At 51.0% G+C, this 16,415-nt stretch carries 16 protein-coding genes; 5 read left to right on the forward strand and 11 right to left on the reverse strand.

The annotated features are described in order from the left end of the window. The 4 genes from QUF18_RS13490 to QUF18_RS13505 all read right to left on the reverse strand — a co-directional run bounded on the left by QUF18_RS13490 (nucleotide 1) and on the right by QUF18_RS13505 (nucleotide 4,631). A complete protein-coding gene (locus QUF18_RS13490; RefSeq protein WP_289387749.1) occupies nucleotides 1–909 on the reverse strand; it encodes a branched-chain amino acid ABC transporter permease in 909 nt (302 codons plus the stop codon). A gap of 425 nt (nucleotides 910–1,334) precedes the next feature. After that, complete coding sequence (locus QUF18_RS13495) at nucleotides 1,335–2,336, reverse strand: 4-hydroxyproline epimerase (protein ID WP_289387750.1); 1,002 nt, start codon at nucleotides 2,334–2,336, stop codon at nucleotides 1,335–1,337. Nucleotides 2,337–2,344: 8 nt separating this feature from the next. Next, nucleotides 2,345–3,622 (reverse strand): NAD(P)/FAD-dependent oxidoreductase, encoded by a 1,278-nt coding sequence (locus QUF18_RS13500; RefSeq protein WP_289387751.1) that lies wholly within the window; start codon nucleotides 3,620–3,622, stop codon nucleotides 2,345–2,347. Nucleotides 3,623–3,737: 115 nt separating this feature from the next. Further along, the gene (locus QUF18_RS13505) at nucleotides 3,738–4,631 is read right to left on the reverse strand and encodes a dihydrodipicolinate synthase family protein (RefSeq protein ID WP_289387752.1); all 894 of its coding nucleotides are present in this window, start codon (nucleotides 4,629–4,631) and stop codon (nucleotides 3,738–3,740) included. A 280-nt stretch (nucleotides 4,632–4,911) separates the two neighbouring features. Here QUF18_RS13505 and QUF18_RS13510 point away from each other — a divergent pair, with 280 nt between their 5' ends. From QUF18_RS13510 to QUF18_RS13525, 4 genes are all read left to right on the forward strand, one after another. Continuing rightward, nucleotides 4,912–5,586, forward strand: a complete 675-nt coding sequence (locus QUF18_RS13510) for a GntR family transcriptional regulator (protein ID WP_289387753.1) — start codon at nucleotides 4,912–4,914, stop codon at nucleotides 5,584–5,586. Nucleotides 5,587–5,644: 58 nt separating this feature from the next. Next, complete coding sequence (locus tag QUF18_RS13515) at nucleotides 5,645–6,043, forward strand: hypothetical protein (protein ID WP_289387754.1); 399 nt, start codon at nucleotides 5,645–5,647, stop codon at nucleotides 6,041–6,043. 141 nt (nucleotides 6,044–6,184) lie between these two features. Next, the gene (locus QUF18_RS13520) at nucleotides 6,185–6,484 is read left to right on the forward strand and encodes an ElaB/YgaM/YqjD family protein (RefSeq protein WP_289387755.1); all 300 of its coding nucleotides are present in this window, start codon (nucleotides 6,185–6,187) and stop codon (nucleotides 6,482–6,484) included. Nucleotides 6,485–6,555: 71 nt separating this feature from the next. Then, nucleotides 6,556–6,702: a hypothetical protein gene (locus QUF18_RS13525; RefSeq protein WP_289387756.1), complete on the forward strand. Its 147-nt coding sequence runs from the start codon at nucleotides 6,556–6,558 to the stop codon at nucleotides 6,700–6,702. Between the two features lie 201 nt (nucleotides 6,703–6,903). Here the strand turns inward: QUF18_RS13525 and QUF18_RS13530 are convergent, their stop codons facing one another. The 7 genes from QUF18_RS13530 to QUF18_RS13560 form a co-directional block, all read right to left on the reverse strand. Continuing rightward, on the reverse strand, nucleotides 6,904–7,311 hold the full coding sequence (locus QUF18_RS13530) for a F0F1 ATP synthase subunit epsilon (RefSeq protein ID WP_289387757.1): 408 nt from the start codon (nucleotides 7,309–7,311) through the stop codon (nucleotides 6,904–6,906). Between the two features lie 182 nt (nucleotides 7,312–7,493). Continuing rightward, nucleotides 7,494–8,975, reverse strand: a complete 1,482-nt coding sequence (atpD, locus tag QUF18_RS13535) for a F0F1 ATP synthase subunit beta (protein WP_289387758.1) — start codon at nucleotides 8,973–8,975, stop codon at nucleotides 7,494–7,496. 17 nt (nucleotides 8,976–8,992) lie between these two features. Further along, the gene (locus QUF18_RS13540; RefSeq protein ID WP_289387759.1) at nucleotides 8,993–9,883 is read right to left on the reverse strand and encodes a F0F1 ATP synthase subunit gamma; all 891 of its coding nucleotides are present in this window, start codon (nucleotides 9,881–9,883) and stop codon (nucleotides 8,993–8,995) included. Between the two features lie 22 nt (nucleotides 9,884–9,905). Then, nucleotides 9,906–11,435 carry a F0F1 ATP synthase subunit alpha gene (gene atpA / locus QUF18_RS13545; protein ID WP_289387760.1) on the reverse strand — a complete coding sequence of 510 codons (1,530 nt, stop codon included), beginning with the start codon at nucleotides 11,433–11,435 and terminating at the stop codon, nucleotides 9,906–9,908. Further along, nucleotides 11,435–11,995 (reverse strand): F0F1 ATP synthase subunit delta, encoded by a 561-nt coding sequence (locus tag QUF18_RS13550; RefSeq protein ID WP_289387761.1) that lies wholly within the window; start codon nucleotides 11,993–11,995, stop codon nucleotides 11,435–11,437. Before QUF18_RS13550 ends, atpA begins: the two co-directional genes overlap by 1 nt. Before the next feature lie 551 nt (nucleotides 11,996–12,546). Further along, nucleotides 12,547–12,936 (reverse strand): AGROH133_08824 family phage infection protein, encoded by a 390-nt coding sequence (locus tag QUF18_RS13555; RefSeq protein ID WP_289387762.1) that lies wholly within the window; start codon nucleotides 12,934–12,936, stop codon nucleotides 12,547–12,549. A gap of 275 nt (nucleotides 12,937–13,211) precedes the next feature. Further along, the gene (locus tag QUF18_RS13560) at nucleotides 13,212–15,401 is read right to left on the reverse strand and encodes a primosomal protein N' (RefSeq protein ID WP_289387763.1); all 2,190 of its coding nucleotides are present in this window, start codon (nucleotides 15,399–15,401) and stop codon (nucleotides 13,212–13,214) included. A 223-nt stretch (nucleotides 15,402–15,624) separates the two neighbouring features. Between QUF18_RS13560 and fsa the strand changes: the two genes are divergently transcribed. Then, complete coding sequence (fsa, locus tag QUF18_RS13565; RefSeq protein ID WP_289387764.1) at nucleotides 15,625–16,278, forward strand: fructose-6-phosphate aldolase; 654 nt, start codon at nucleotides 15,625–15,627, stop codon at nucleotides 16,276–16,278. Nucleotides 16,279–16,415: the final 137 nt, after the last annotated feature.

Consider the following 16,415-nt stretch of genomic DNA (forward strand, 5'->3'; position numbering starts at 1 on the left):
TTACACCTTTTCAACTTCTGGACGGCCGAGAATGCCGGAAGGCATGAAAATCAGCACAATCGCAAGGATTGAGAATGCAGCAACATCTTTATAATCAATCGAGAAATAAGCAGACCAGAGCGCTTCAATCAGACCAATCAGCAAGCCACCGATCATTGCGCCCGGCAAAGAGCCGATACCGCCGAGAACCGCTGCGGTAAACGCCTTAACGCCCGGAATAAAGCCATCTGCGAAGGAGATAACGCCGTAATAAGTGAGGTACAGTGTACCGGCCACAGCAGCCAGTGCCGCGCCCATCACGAAGGTCAGCGAGATAGTACGATCGACATTAATGCCGAGCAGGGATGCCATTTTTCGATCCTGCTCACAGGCACGCTGCGCCCGTCCCAGCGAAGTGCGGTTCACAATATACCAGAAAATCGTGAGCAGAATAACGGTAACAGCAATGATTACAATCTGCTTGAGCGAGATAATAACATCAGTACCAAACAGCGAATAGGAATCATTGATCAGTGCAGGGATCGGCTTATTACGCGGGCCCTGTGTCACCTGAACAAAATTTGACAATGCAATAGACATACCAATTGCGGTAATCAGCGGAGCAAGGCGGAAAGAGCCGCGCAAAGGTCTGTAAGCGACCCGTTCAATAGTCCAGCTCCACATACTGGTGAGGATCATGGCAACGATCATCATCAGCAGAATTGCCAGCACCACAGGCACTGCACCGACAAAGGTTGTCAGTATCAAAAAAACAATAAGCGCCATGAAGGCGCCGAGCATAAAAACATCACCATGAGAAAAATTGATCATGCCGATAATACCATAAACCATGGTATAACCGATGGCGATCAACCCGTAGATCGATCCGAGCGTCAGCCCGTTGATCACTTGCTGGACAAAATATTCCATTGCAAAGTCACCCTTTTCTGATCTGAATTATTTTCGCCGTTTACAGGCACTTCCCTTATATTTCAGATCGTTTACTCCACTGCACAATCCGGCAGGCATAAGCTGCCGCAGCACCGTCCAGAATTTATAGGCTTACTGCATGCCTATCAGACAGCGCAGCTTAATCATATGGCATTGCAGAGAATCGTCCCCCGATAGTGTCTGTGATAGCAGACAAGGCTTCCGCTCCCCTTGGCCGAATATGACCAAATCCGGAAAAACCGAATTGCCCGACTACACAGAAACTATAGAAAATACGACTAGTAATATAGTATTACACGACCCCTGCTCTGCTCCTGAAATTTAAGATTACTCATAATTTATTGCCGGTCAATCGCCGTTCTGCATTGTTTTGATGATTGAACAATATTCTATTTGCGACGTCTTTAACGGACTACAAACCCATGAGCGAAAGGATCACGGTCATCAATGAAAATTGTATTGTAACCGGTCATACGCGCCCAACCGGCAATAGACGGAATTATACCTTTCTTATCAGCGACTTGGACCTCAGCTTCTACCCGTCCGTGGAACAGTGATCCGATCACGGATTCGTGAACAAAACTGTCTCCCGCTTTCAATTCTCCGCGCGCTGCGAGTTGCGCCATACGAGCGGAAGTTCCGGTGCCACATGGTGAACGATCAATCGCTTTTTCTCCGTAGAACACGGCATTACGTGCATGCGCTTCGGATTTCGTCGGTTTTCCTGTCCACAAAATATGGCTGAGGCGATTAATATCGGCCAGTTCGGGATGCTGAAAACGGTACATCTCATTGAGTCGCTGGCGTAAAACAGGGCTCCAGCCAATCAGATCCAGCACCGAATAATCGGCCATATCCGTGTAATTTTGTTGCGTTTCAACAATTGCGTAGAAATTGCCGCCATAGCTGACATCAACTTTGAGCAGCCCCAAATCCGGACATTCGACCTCCAGACCTTCCGCATAGAGAAATGCCGGCACATTGGTCAGCCGCACACTCTCCACATATTGGCCGTTCTGTTCATATTCGATAGCGACTTTACCGGCCGGCGTATCGAGGTTGATTTTACCCGGAACTTTAGGCGTAATCAGCCCCTGCTCAATCGCCATTGTGACAGTGCCGATCGTGCCATGTCCGCACATCGGCAGACAACCGGATGTTTCAATAAACAGCACCGCCACATCACAATCATCGCGTGTCGGCGGGTATAAAATAGAGCCGGACATCATGTCATGACCACGTGGTTCAAACATCAGACCGGTACGAATCCAGTCATATTCGGCGAGAAAATGCGCACGTTTTTCCATCATATTGGAACCATGCAGGTTCGGCCCTCCGCCGGCCACAAGCCGCACCGGATTTCCGCAAGTATGTCCGTCAACACAAAAGAACGAATGTTTTGCCATGATGTTTCTCAAAATCGTTTTGGACTGAAGGCACTGACAGGCAGAGCCGTTGTTTGATTATTTAGTAGCTGGGTCACAAGACGTGCGGTCGCGGCGGACTGGGTAAGACCAAGATGACCATGGCCGAAAGCATAGATGATATTATCCGAGGCCGAGGAATAGCCGATTACCGGCAATGTATCCGGCGTTGAAGGACGATACCCCATCCATTGCCGCCCGCCTTCCGTTTTCAGCTGCGGCAAGAACTGCTTAGCTTTTTTCAGCATGGCCTCAGAGCGCGCATAATTCGGCGGCAAAGTCAGCCCGCCCAGTTCCACAGCACCGCCGACACGCACACCGGTTGTCAGCGGCGTAATCACAAAGGCATGTCCGGGGAATGTCAGCTGACGACGGATATCACCCGCACCAACCGGCAAGGTGGTATTATAACCGCGCTCTGTCTCCAGCGGCACCGCATCACCCAGTTGCGCGCTTAAATGATGCGACCACGCACCAGCCGCAATAATCAGTTTTTTGCTATGCAACACGTCGCCATTTGCAAGCCTGATTTCCGCACCAACCGGCGCGTGTGCAATTGCAGAAACTGCGGCTTGCTGATAGCACGCACCCAGTTTTTCCGCATAGGCCCAAAGCGCCTGCCCATAGAGTTTCGGATCAGAAACGTTTTTCCATTTCGGCACAAAACAACCGACCACAAAACGCGGATCTAATCCCGGTTGCAAGGCAGCCAACTCGGCGCCGCGCACCACCTTGAAATCAATACCAGCCTGCTTTTTGGCCTCCCAGCCGGACATCGCTGCCTGCAACTCGGCTTCACTTTCATAAAGCTCAAGATTGCCTTCATGATGGATCATATCCGTAATACCGGCACGCTCCGCCAGCGCCAGCATTTCCTTCTCTGCCAGCTGCATCATCTGCCCCTGCACTTGCGTACTGTTGCGAAGAGCATCTGCACTGCTGGCGCGCCAGAAGCGATAAAGCCACGGCAATAATTTAAAAGCATATGAAGGGCGGATAGCAAAAGGCCCCAGCGGATCCAGCAGCCAGCCAGGTACTTTCTTCATCACGCCTTTTGAGGCCAGCGGTAAAATTTCTGAAAAGGCTAAAGCTGCCGCATTACCGGAACTTGTCTCCTCGCAAATCCCCGTGCGATCCAGAACCAGCACGGAATGTCCGGCTTCGCTCAGCACAGCGGCTGCAGCAATCCCGACAATACCTGCCCCGATAATAATCACTTCAGAATGTTTCTGATTCCCATCCACATTGACGTTATCAACCGACGCCATGTGCCCTCCTGCCTGCCCTGTTTATAATTCTATTTATGCAGACCTTACGCCGTAAAAACTGTTCTTGCTATGGAAAAAGCCCCGATTAAACTGAATTAACCGGGGCTGTCTTTCATCAGATTTTTGGCAGCTCAGGCCGTGTTGCCAGCGCTTGTTTTACAATCTTTTCTGCCTGTGTCAGACGCTCTCCGCTCAGCGGCAAGCGTGGCAGACGAACACGATCATTCGACTGGATAGCATGAACTTCAATCAGCTTGAGATTCTGCACCAGATAGGTCGAAACATCGAGATCCAGCAGCGGACGCATCCAGCGATAGAGCGACAATGCTTCATCATAGCGCTTCTGCTTGATGAGCTGATACAACACTACCGTCTCACGTGGCAGCGAGGTAACAACACCGGCCACCCAACCGATTGCACCGGTTGTCAGCGCTTCAAATGCCAGATTGTCGACGCCGGTGAACAGATCAAAACGATCGCCGAACTGATTGACGATATCAATGGTACGGCGGATATCATCTGACGATTCTTTAATCGCAACGAAAAGATCATCCTTCGCCAGCTCTTCAAGGCACTCACCGGTCACATCCACACGATAGGCCATGCGGTTGGAATAGATCATCACAGGCAGACCACCGGCTGAAGCCATCGCTTTGAGCGTAGTGACCGTTTCCTGAGGATTGGTGAAATAAATCGGGCTTGGAACAACCATCAGGCCATCCGCACCGGCTTTTGCTGCCGCTTTTGCCGCCGCCGCACCTTCACGGGTCCCTGCTTCAAACACAGTCATCAGCACCGGGCGCGAACCTGCAACCGAACGTGCCGTTTTGAAAACATCCAGCTTTTCTTCAGCGGAAAGCATCGGACCTTCACCAAGCGAGCCACCGACCACAAAGCCGTCGACACCGGCATCAATCTGCAGGCCGAAGCAACGTTCCATTTCTTTGTGATCCAGCGCATCATTTTCAGTGAATTTTGTTGTAACTGCCGGAAAAATACCTGACCACATATCATAGCTCCCAATTGATATACTAGTGATATATCTAAGTGAGAAATGAAAGTCAACTATATTCTGCGCGGGATAAAACCACCTTTCAAACAATTGTCAAAGTGCTCAATCATAGGCGGATATTGAGAAATGCCCTTAGCTGTAGTATCTCTCGGGCAAATATCATTAAATATTAGACACCCTGAATATTGCTACACGGCAATATCGGCTCCGCAGAAACAAAAGCAGGTATCAGCCACGCCGGCATGCGCTGCCTATCAATAATAAGGACACAGCCTATATGTCAGGGCCATTTATCAACAGTGATGCGCAACAGGATAGTTCTTCGTCCGCCTCCGCACTCAGCCTCTCCGATCAGGCCTATCGTTTGCTAGAACGCCATATTGTCACCCTGTCTCTGCAACCGGGCAGCGTGACCAATGAACGTGTTTTGATTGAACTGACCGGCATGGGACGCACGCCTGTGCGTGAGGCCATTCAGCGGCTGGCATGGGAAGGACTGATGGAGGTTCGCCCGCGTTCTGGTATTGCCATTACCGCGCTCGACCCGAAAGATTTCACCAAGGTTCTTGATGCGCGTGAAGGTGTTGAACAAATACTCTGCCGCGACGCAGCGCGTTACTCCGGTGCCTATGAGCATGAGAAACTGCGTGAAGCAGCCGTGATGATGAAGCAAGCGGCAACCACGCAGGATATTCCGTTGTTTCTTGATGCAGACAAGGCTTTTGATGAAGTCCTCGGAAGCGCTTCTCTCAATCCTTATGCCACCCGTCTTGCCGCTCCTTTGCAGAGCCACAGCCGCCGGTTCTGGTTCCGCTTACGCCGCGATGAAAGTCTGCAAGACTCATCTACCGCCCATACCCGTATGATTGAAGCCATTGTCAGCCGCGATGAAAATGTTGCGGTTGAAAGCGCCAAGCAACTCATCGCACATTTGCGTACACTCACCCCATAAGTGCCGTATTTCATGCCGATAAGCCTGTCTCTCATGGAAAAGGTTTATCGGCAGAATAATGAATTTAAATCCGCATTCTTTCTTCAAAGCTTTTTCTGCCACCTCTTTTCTGTTTCTCACTGTCACCACCGGCTTTACAGAGACGCCGGACAGCGATTATCAAGGCCCTGTCGTAACCACTTGTAAAACGATTGGTGCACTTGCAGACAAATGGGACAAGTCATCCGAGCAATGGCCGGAGATCACCCTGCGTGCCAAGGTAAAAGCTATTCATCTTGACGATCCGATAGCAGTGACGGAACTGTGCCCAAATCAAAAACTACAAGTCATCTGTTTAGAATATGACAATAGTGCCCTGAAAGCGGGCGATCAGGTTGAAGTCAGCGGTATGCTCACCAACCGGTTTGATGGCGGCGTAGTCATTGATCCCTGCTCGACACGCTTGCAGGAAAATTAACAACGCGCACATCAAGCTCTGCCAACATTAGATTTTTAAACTGAGCAGGGAACTTAATCCCCTTTGAGACGTTATCTTCTTGAAAAACCTGACCGGAGACACCCATCTTGCGGTTGTGAGCGATTCAACAAGGAGATCAGCATGGCTAGTAAATTGCGTAATGATGCAGAAAAGACATTTGAAGACCAGATTGCGGAACTGAAAAGCGAGCTGGCGACCGTGACCAAGAAGTTATCTGAACAAGGTTCTGCACTTTACGATGATGCCCGCGACAGTGCATCAGATACTTATGAAACACTGCGTAAACGTGGTCGCGTTGCAGCCCGTGAAGTCAGACATCAGGCGCAGGCTGTTTCTGAAACCGCGCGTGAAAATCCACTTGCAACTGCTGCCGTGGTTGCGGGTATCGGACTGGTTCTTGCGCTGCTTGCACGCCGTTAATCAGCTTCTGTCCGTTATCAGACAGCCTGCCATGCAGGCTGTTCATTCATGACTATGATTGCGGAGGTTTTATGAATAAAAACAGCCTTTATATTCTGCTTGGCGCGCTCATTGTAATTATTGCCGGATTTTCAATTTATACGTATCAACAAGAATCCAAGCCGAAAGGCGTTGAGCTGAAAATCGGCGAGCAAGGCGTCTCCATAGAGCAGAATTAGAGCGCCGTGTGCCACACTTGGCACACAAAGGTCGCTCTACCACTTAAAATGAGAGCATAACTTTACCTTAAACTGATCCACGTTTAAGGAATTTTGCTCTGACTAGTAAACATTTTTCAATCTTAGCCTGTAATTACAGGCATAAAAAAACCGCGATAATCATATCGCGGTTTTTTTTAAAAATCAGACACTATATCAGCCTTATGCAGGCAGGATTGCGCCTTCAAGAGTTGTCAGCTGATGCAGGAACATTTCTGCCTTAGTGCGGTGTTCCGCAGACGCTGCATCATCAACAAGTTTACGTGCATGCTCAATACGAGCCGCAATATCTTCACGCTTGATTTCATCAATATGAAGTGCGGATTCTGCCAGCAAAGAGCAACCTTCCGGCGTAATATCAGTAAAGCCACCAAAGACGATATAAGCATCGTTTTTACCGTCAGCAGTCTTAACTGTTACCTTACCAGGAATGATGGTGGTCATCAAAGGAGCGTGACCGGCAAGAACAGTCAGATAGCCTTCGCTGCCAGGAATTACCACTTCGGTGACTTCAGCAGAAAGCAGAAGACGTTCCGGTGATACCAGTTCAAATTTGAAGGTTCCAGCCATGTTTCTCACTCAAAATCCCTGAACCTGTCCGCATTCGCGGCGTTCCGGCGTTGAATTCAATAGTTCAGCGGTCAATCACAATAAATGGAAATACGCTGCGAAATTATACATAAAAGCGAGGCTGAGCCTGCAAACTTTCAAAAGAAGAGTCAGGCAGACCGAAGCCCGCCTGACCAATCACATTAAGCGGCTTGTGCCAGCTTCTGTGCTTTTTCAATCGCTTCTTCAATCGAACCGACCATATAGAAGGCTGCTTCTGGCAGATGATCGTAATCACCTGCGCAAAGACCTTTAAAGCCCTTAATGGTATCGGCCAGATCAACCAGTTTACCTGGTGAACCGGTGAAGATTTCAGCCACGAAGAACGGCTGGGACAGGAAGCGCTCGATTTTACGGGCACGTGTCACTGTCAGCTTATCTTCTTCAGACAACTCGTCCATACCAAGGATGGCGATGATGTCCTGAAGCGACTTGTAGCGCTGCAGAATTGACTGAACCTGACGGGCAACACCATAATGCTCTTCACCAACGATCATCGGGTCAAGCATACGGGATGTTGAGTCAAGCGGATCAACCGCAGGATAAATACCCTTTTCAGCGATCGAACGGTTAAGAACCGTCGTTGCATCCAAGTGGGCAAACGATGTCGCAGGCGCAGGGTCAGTCAAGTCATCGGCTGGTACGTAAATCGCCTGTACCGAAGTGATCGAGCCTTTGTGCGTGGTGGTGATGCGTTCCTGCATCTGACCCATATCCGTTGCCAGTGTCGGCTGATAGCCCACAGCGGAAGGAATACGGCCGAGAAGCGCGGACACTTCAGAACCAGCCTGTGTGAAGCGGAAAATGTTATCCACGAAGAACAACACGTCCTGACCATCATCACGGAAGCTTTCAGCGATCGTCAGACCGGAGAGAGCAACACGGGCACGCGCACCTGGCGGCTCGTTCATCTGACCGTAAACGAGCGCTGCTTTCGAGCCTTCGCCGCCACCCAGCTTGTTAACGCCGGATTCGATCATTTCGTGATAGAGATCGTTACCTTCACGGGTACGCTCACCAACACCGGCAAATACGGAGTAACCGCCGTGGGCTTTCGCCACGTTGTTGATAAGTTCCATGATGAGAACGGTTTTACCAACGCCCGCACCGCCGAACAGACCAATCTTACCACCTTTAGCGTAAGGGGCGAGAAGATCCACAACCTTAATACCGGTTACCAGAATCTCGGATTCAGGTGACTGTTCGATATATTCAGGTGCCGGCTGGTGAATACCGCGGGTTGCAGCAGTCACAATCGGACCAGCTTCATCAACTGGTTCACCGATTACGTTCATGATACGGCCAAGCGTTTCAGGTCCGACTGGAACCCGGATCGCATCTCCGGTATCACGCACGATCTGACCACGAACCAGACCTTCGGTCGAGTCCATAGCAATGGTACGTACTGTATTTTCGCCAAGATGCTGAGCAACTTCCAGAACGAGACGGTTACCGAGATTGTCGGTTTCCAGCGCGTTCAGGATCAGAGGCAGATGATCATCAAACTGGACGTCGACGACAGCGCCGATGACCTGCTTGATACGGCCGACTGCACCAGATGCAGCCTCGCCGGACTTAGCCTTTGCCGTGGTCTTGGTAGTTTTCGGTGTCGCTGCTTTAGCCATCGATCCTTACCTTCCGATTAGAGCGCTTCCGCGCCCGCAATAATTTCGATCAGTTCTGTGGTGATCTGAGCCTGACGCTGACGGTTATATGTGATCGACAATTTGTTGATCATATCGCCAGCATTACGCGTTGCGTTATCCATCGCGCTCATCTTTGCGCCCATTTCACCGGCCACATTTTCAAGCAAAGCGCTGAAAATCTGGACAGAGATGTTGCGCGGCAGAAGATCGTCGAGAATACCAGCCGCATCCGGCTCATATTCATAGATCGCACCACCAGTGGAAACCGCTGCCTCAGCGTCACCAGCTCCGCCATTGGCAGAGGCCGGAATAAGCTGCTGAGCCGTCGGAACCTGATTAATCACCGACTTGAACTGCGAGTAGAACAGTGTCGCAACGTCGAACTCGCCTTTGTTAAAAAGCGCGATCAGCTTGCGGCCGATCTGATCTGCATTCGCGAAACCAAGCTGTTTAACTTCACGCAGATCAACATGATCTATGATCAGTCCGCCAAAATCGCGACGCAGAATATCTGCACCTTTTTTGCCGACAGTAATGATTTTTACTGTCTTACCCTTTGCCAGTAACTGGCGGGCATGTTCACGGGCGAGACGTGCAATCTGCGAGTTGAAACCACCGCACAGACCACGTTCCGCGGTAGCGACGATGAGCAAATGCACATCATCTTTACCGGAACCCGTCATCAGTCTCGGTGCATCATCACCGCTTACATTCTGGGCAATATTGGCCAGAACTGCACTCATTCGCTGAGAATACGGCCGTGCCGCTTCGGCTGCTTCCTGGGCACGACGCAGTTTTGCCGCGGCGACCATTTGCATCGCCTTGGTAATTTTCTGCGTCGCCTTAACCGAGGCGATACGGTTTCTCAGATCCTTTAGTGAAGGCATCCGTTCATCCCGTCAGAGTTAATCAAGCAAAGTTCTTGGCGAAAGCGTCGATAGCTGCCTTGAGTTTGCCCTTGATTTCGTCGCTGATTGCCTTCTGATCGCGGATCGCGTCAAGCACATCTTTGTGCTCGGAGCGCAGCGATGCCAGAAGACCGGCTTCAAATTTACCGACCTGATTAACAGCCAGCTTATCAAGATAGCCGTTAACACCGGCGAAGATCACAGCAACCTGCTCTTCGGTTTTCAGCGGCGAGAACTGTGGCTGCTTGAGCAGTTCAGTCAGACGCGCACCGCGGTTCAGAAGACGCTGGGTTGAAGCATCAAGATCGGAGCCGAACTGCGCAAACGCAGCCATTTCACGATACTGAGCAAGCTCACCCTTAATCGAACCGGCAACCTGCTTCATCGCTTTAATCTGAGCGGCAGAACCCACGCGGGAAACCGACAGACCAACGTTAACAGCAGGACGAATACCCTGGTGGAAAAGGTTGGTTTCAAGGAAGATCTGACCGTCTGTAATCGAAATCACGTTGGTCGGAATAAATGCAGAAACGTCACCACCCTGAGTTTCAATAACCGGCAGAGCGGTCAAAGAACCTGCACCGAGTTCGTCATTCAGCTTAGCTGAACGCTCAAGAAGACGGGAGTGAAGATAGAATACGTCACCTGGATATGCTTCACGGCCCGGAGGACGACGCAGCAGCAGGGACATCTGACGATAAGCAACAGCTTGCTTCGAAAGGTCATCATAACCAATCAGAGCGTGCTGGCCGTTATCGCGGAAATATTCACCAATCGCGCAGCCTGTGAACGGAGCCAGATACTGCAGAGGTGCAGCATCAGACGCAGTCGCAGCAACAACAACCGAATACTCAAGAGCGCCGCGCTCTTCGAGCACTTTAACCAGCTGAGCAACAGTCGAACGCTTCTGGCCGATCGCAACATAGATGCAGAACAGCTTGTCTTTGTCAGGGCCGTTATCATGGATTGGCTTCTGATTCAGGAAAGTGTCGAGAATGATTGCGGTCTTACCGGTCTGACGGTCACCAATGACCAGCTCGCGCTGACCACGACCAACAGGGATAAGAGCGTCAATGGCTTTCAGACCGGTCGACATCGGCTCATGAACCGATTTACGCGGAATGATACCTGGAGCCTTAACGTCTACGCGGCGACGTTCAACACCAACGATCGGGCCTTTGCCGTCAATCGGGTTACCAAGAGCGTCAACAACGCGGCCGAGCAGGCCTGGACCGACTGGAACGTCAACGATGGCGCCGGTCCGCTTAACGGTGTCGCCTTCTTTAATGTCACGGTCAGAACCGAAAATAACAACACCGACGTTGTCGCTTTCAAGGTTGAGCGCCATACCGCGGATGCCACCCGGAAATTCGACCATTTCACCAGCCTGAACATTGTCCAGACCGTATACACGGGCGATACCGTCACCAACGGAAAGAACTTGACCAACTTCGGAGACTTCTGCCTCCTGGCCAAAATTCTTGATTTGCTCTTTCAGAATTGCGGAAATTTCCGCAGCGCGGATGTCCATCAGCCGACCTCTTTCAGTGCAAGCTTAAGAGAAGAAAGTTTAGTGCGAAGGGAAGTGTCAATCTGACGCGATCCCAGCTTCACAATGAGACCGCCAAGAATCGACGGATCGACAGTGACATTGATTGTCACGTCCTTGCCGGCCACACTCTTCAGCGTCGCCTTCAATTCAGTTTGCTGCGCCTGCGTCAACTCGCGGGCCGAAGTCACATCAGCTGCAACTTCACCACGGCTTTCAGCGGCGATCAGATAAAATGCTTTGATCATACCCGGCAGAACAAACAACCGGCGATTACCGGCAACAACACGCAGAAAATTACCAACCAGACCGGAAATACCGGCCTTGTCAGCTACTGCGGAAATTGCCTGGCGCTGATCTTCAGTAGAGAAGACCGGGCTGGAGATCAGGCGGCGAAGATCTTCGCTTTCCGCGATCATAGCCTCAATGCGGCCAAGATCTTTCTCCACCTGAGCAACGGATTTAGACTCAAGCGCCAGATCAAACAGGGATCCAGCATAGCGCTGAGCAACACCGGAAATGAGCGAAGACGATCCTGTCACGAATAACCATCTCTCTTGGTTGAAATCCCGTTTTTACCGCATAGTTTATCCATGCAAAAAACAGCGATTTTATTGATGTTTTTCAATACCCCCCGATGAAGTGCCGATTTGCACCGCCATCTGTGCCCTGCGGACGACCCGCCTGACTGCATTGAAATTCGAAAGCCGTCTAGCATAGACAATCAGGACTCGCAACACGCGAATCCCGCCGTTTCATGCGCTTTACAGTGCTATTTTGATGCTTACGGCAGATTACGGTTAGCAAACCATTGAGGCAAGACAAACAGCTAAAAAGACTAATAATTAAAAATACCGAATTATAACAATGAGTTAATTGAAAATATCCGGCAATTTTATTATCTGAGAAATGCCTGACTTCGCAATCAGGCATTTCAAGAACCATTTGCCAAATTCCGGCAAAATTATGCTCACGCCACAGATTTTTTCTCTGAAAGATAATTCAGCAGCAACTGATTCCCACAGACAGGAAGCAAGCGCAGATATTCCCGTGCCGCAGACAGATTCTACTAAACTTCGACCGCAGACAAAAGTCAGGCAACAAAGCCAAAGGCAAAGAGCAGCGGTCCTGCAGCGAGCATCAGTTCAATCAGAGCAGCAATCCAGTTATAAAAACTGTTGGTTTTGTCCGACATCATCGAAATCAACCGGCCGAAAACGACAAAGCCCCAGACACAACCAAGTGCCATCCACAAAAACGGTTGAGCAAAGAGCAGGCATGCCACGCCAAGACCGATATAAGGGCCAGCAATGGTCGCACGCACGGATGACAAGGCATGCACACGCAGATCAGGGGCGCTGAGGCGCAGGATTTTCAGTGAAATGCCGGGCGCAAACATCAGTAACAGCCCGAAAAGCAAGGTAATGACAGCCACAGACCATGCCAGCCATTCGCCCTGACTTGAAGGTAGATAAAATGCCACGCTGCACCTCTTTAAATTGCGGATATGCGTCTTCGAATATCAACAGACATCACTTATTGAACGAGCTATATTCCCGAGTTGCAATCATGAAAAGCGAAATTATTTGAAACGCTACAGCATAACTCCTTAAACCTGAATCAGTTTAAGGTAAAATTATGCTGTAAATATAAAGTGTTAGCGCGAGTTTAGTGCACCAAAGAGGGCGCACAGCGCTCTATCCTCTGAAGACAGTCAAAACCACGATAATGACTGCGCTCGCGAGCAAGTATCAGGCCTTACAGGAAGCTTTGCGGATCGATATCCACCTGAACACGTAAAGAGCCGCGCGCTTTCGGCGCGGCCTGTAATAAGGCTCGCAAGTAAGACTGAATGTCTGAACGCTTTGATCCCTGCACCAGCAAGCGGAAGCGATGCCTGCCACGAATCACTGCCAATGGCGCTTCAGCGGGCCCCAGCACTTCAATATCACCGTCTCTCGGCGCTGCGCGGCGTAATGCACGCGCATGGCTCTCAGCCTCTGCCCTGCTGTCAGCTGAGATAATCAGTGCGGCCAGCCGTCCGAAAGGCGGCAGCATTCCACGCTGACGCTCATCAATTTCACGCTCATAAAACGCATGGGCATCACCGGCAACAATCGCTTTCAACACCGGATGATCCGGCTGATAGGTCTGAAGCAGACCCACACTTTTTCGCCCTGTGCGTCCCGCACGGCCTGTCACCTGATTGAGCAGCTGGAATGTGCGCTCGGCTGCACGCGGATCGCCATTGGCAAGACCGAGATCGGCATCAATCACCCCGACAAGCGTAATCAGCGGAAAGTTATGCCCTTTAGCGACCAGCTGGGTGCCAATCACAATATCCGCCTCCCCTTTGGCAATCGCTTCCATCTCCATCCGCAGCCGTGTCACGCCACCGGCCATGTCGGACGACAGTACGATAATCCTTGCATCAGGAAAGGTTGCAGCGGCTTCTTCCGCAATACGCTCGACACCCGGCCCGCAAGCCACCAGATTGTCGAGTGCGCCGCAGGACGGACAGGCATCAGGGCTTTTCTCGTGATAACCGCATTGATGGCACATCAGCTGTCCACGAAAGCGATGTTCCACCAGCCAGCTTGAGCAATCCGGACATTGAAAGCGATGTCCGCAGACACGGCACAAAGTCAGCGGTGCATAACCGCGCCGGTTGAGAAACAGCAAGGCCTGCTCTTTACGTTGCAGTGTTTGCCCGACAGCTTCAACCATCGCCGGAGACAGGAACCGCCCCGCCACCGGTGGTGAGCGGCGCATATCGAGTGGCTTCAAATCCGGCAAAGCCGCATCGGCATAACGCCCCTGCAACGGCACATAGCGGTAGCGCCCCTGATTGGCATTAACCAGACTCTCAATCGATGGCGTGGCAGATGCCAGAATAACAGCGAATTTGCCGATAGAGCCGCGCACCACCGCCATATCACGCGCATTATAGAAGACGCGGTCTTCCTGCTTATAGGCAGGGTCATGTTCTTCATCGACAATGATCAGCCCCGGATTGGCAAAGGGCAAAAACAAGGCAGAACGTGCACCGGCCACTACTTTAACTGTGCCTTCTGCAATCTGTCGCCAGACCCGCTCACGCTGGCGGGGTGCCAGATCAGAATGCCACTCCGCCGGTCGCGTACCAAACCGGCTTTCAAAACGGTCGAGAAATTGTTGCGTCAATGCAATTTCAGGCAGCAGGATCAGAACCTGTTTGCCAAGCTCCACAGCACGCGCCACCGCTTCAAAATAAACTTCTGTCTTACCTGAGCCGGTCACACCATGGAGCAGCGAGACCGAATAGGCATCTTCTTCAACCGCCTCGACCAGACATTGCGCTGCAGCCTGCTGATCTTCCGACAAGTCTGCCTGCCCGTAAAACGGATCAGGTTCGCCAACCACGGGTGGTGGCGGGATCATCACATCTTCGAACAATCCTTGCGCTTTCAACCCTTCAACCACACTGCCGGAAACCCCTGCCGCATGGGCAAGGCCGGACTTTGTCCAGCTCAGACCATTATTGGCCGTTTCCAGCACTTTCTCACGCGCAGCGGTCAGCCGCTCGGCCTTGCCGCCGATATAACGCAAGCCCGGTATAAACGGCTCAGGATCAAAAGCAGCGGGCGCACGCAGCACCATGCGCGCCACCATGCCCGGAGGTGAGAGCGTATATTCCGCCGTCCAGCGAATAAAGCGCAGCATATCGCGGCTCACAAGCGGGCAGTCAAAAACATGCAGAATGGATTTCAGCTTTTTAGGATCAACCTGATCGCTGGCATCATCGGTCACAATACCGGCAACCTCGCGCGGCCCCAGAGGTACGCGCACGATTGAACCGGCCTGAACGTCCATATCATCAGGAACCAGATAGCTATAGGGACGCTCCGCTGGCATCGGCACAAGAACCGGAACAACACGGCGCGTCTTTATTTCTGTCTTCCCGTTCAAAAGAGTATCCTGATCATTTCCGGTATTTAATTTCGAAGGCCGGTCTCATAGATTGGCATCATGGCGCACTTAACCGCAAACGGCCTGCAAATACAATTATTGCTGTGCACATGGTTATTTATCAAAGACAGTTCCGATTTATAGAAATATACGGTAAACAGACCTATCTTTGTCGGGTATAATCCCGTCTGTACAGCAAACCCATTACGGAGGATAAGCTGAAATGAAATTCTTTGTGGATACCGCCGATGTCAAAGACATCCGTGAACTCAACGATCTGGGACTGGTTGACGGCGTTACCACCAATCCATCGCTGATCCTGAAGTCCGGTGGCAACATTCTTGAAGTGACGAAAGAAATCTGCTCGATCGTCAAAGGTCCTGTTTCTGCTGAAGTGACAGCGACTGAATATGCCGGCATGATGAAAGAAGCAGCAGTTCTGGCGAAAATCGCCGACAATATCTGCATCAAGCTGCCACTGACACTGGAAGGTCTGAAAGCTTGTAAAGCGCTGACTTCCGATGGCCACAAAACCAATGTGACCCTGTGCTTCTCGGCTAATCAGGCACTGCTGGCTGCCAAAGCCGGTGCGACTTATGTTTCGCCTTTCATTGGTCGTCTTGATGATATCGGCCTGAACGGCATGGATCTGATTGGTGAAATCCGCACCATTTTCGATAACTTCGCTTTCGAAACACAGATTCTGGCTGCTTCGGTACGTACAGTTAATCATGTTAAAGAAGCTGCACTGATCGGCGCAGACGTTATCACTGCACCACCGGCAACGCTGAAAGCACTTGTCAAGCATCCGCTGACTGACAAGGGTCTTGAAGCATTTTTGGCTGACTGGGCAAAAACCGGTCAATCGATTGCTTAATCAGGCAGTCATCGCATAAATAAAAAAGCCCGCTTTTCAGCGGGCTTTTTTAATATTCAAAACAATGTCGCAACGTCTTAGAGCGGTTCCGGTTTTCATTGGATCGTGAAGCCGCTCTAATTCTTTGTTTTACGCAT

The organism is Pseudochrobactrum kiredjianiae, from assembly GCF_030362795.1.
Taxonomy (GTDB): domain Bacteria; phylum Pseudomonadota; class Alphaproteobacteria; order Rhizobiales; family Rhizobiaceae; genus Pseudochrobactrum; species Pseudochrobactrum kiredjianiae.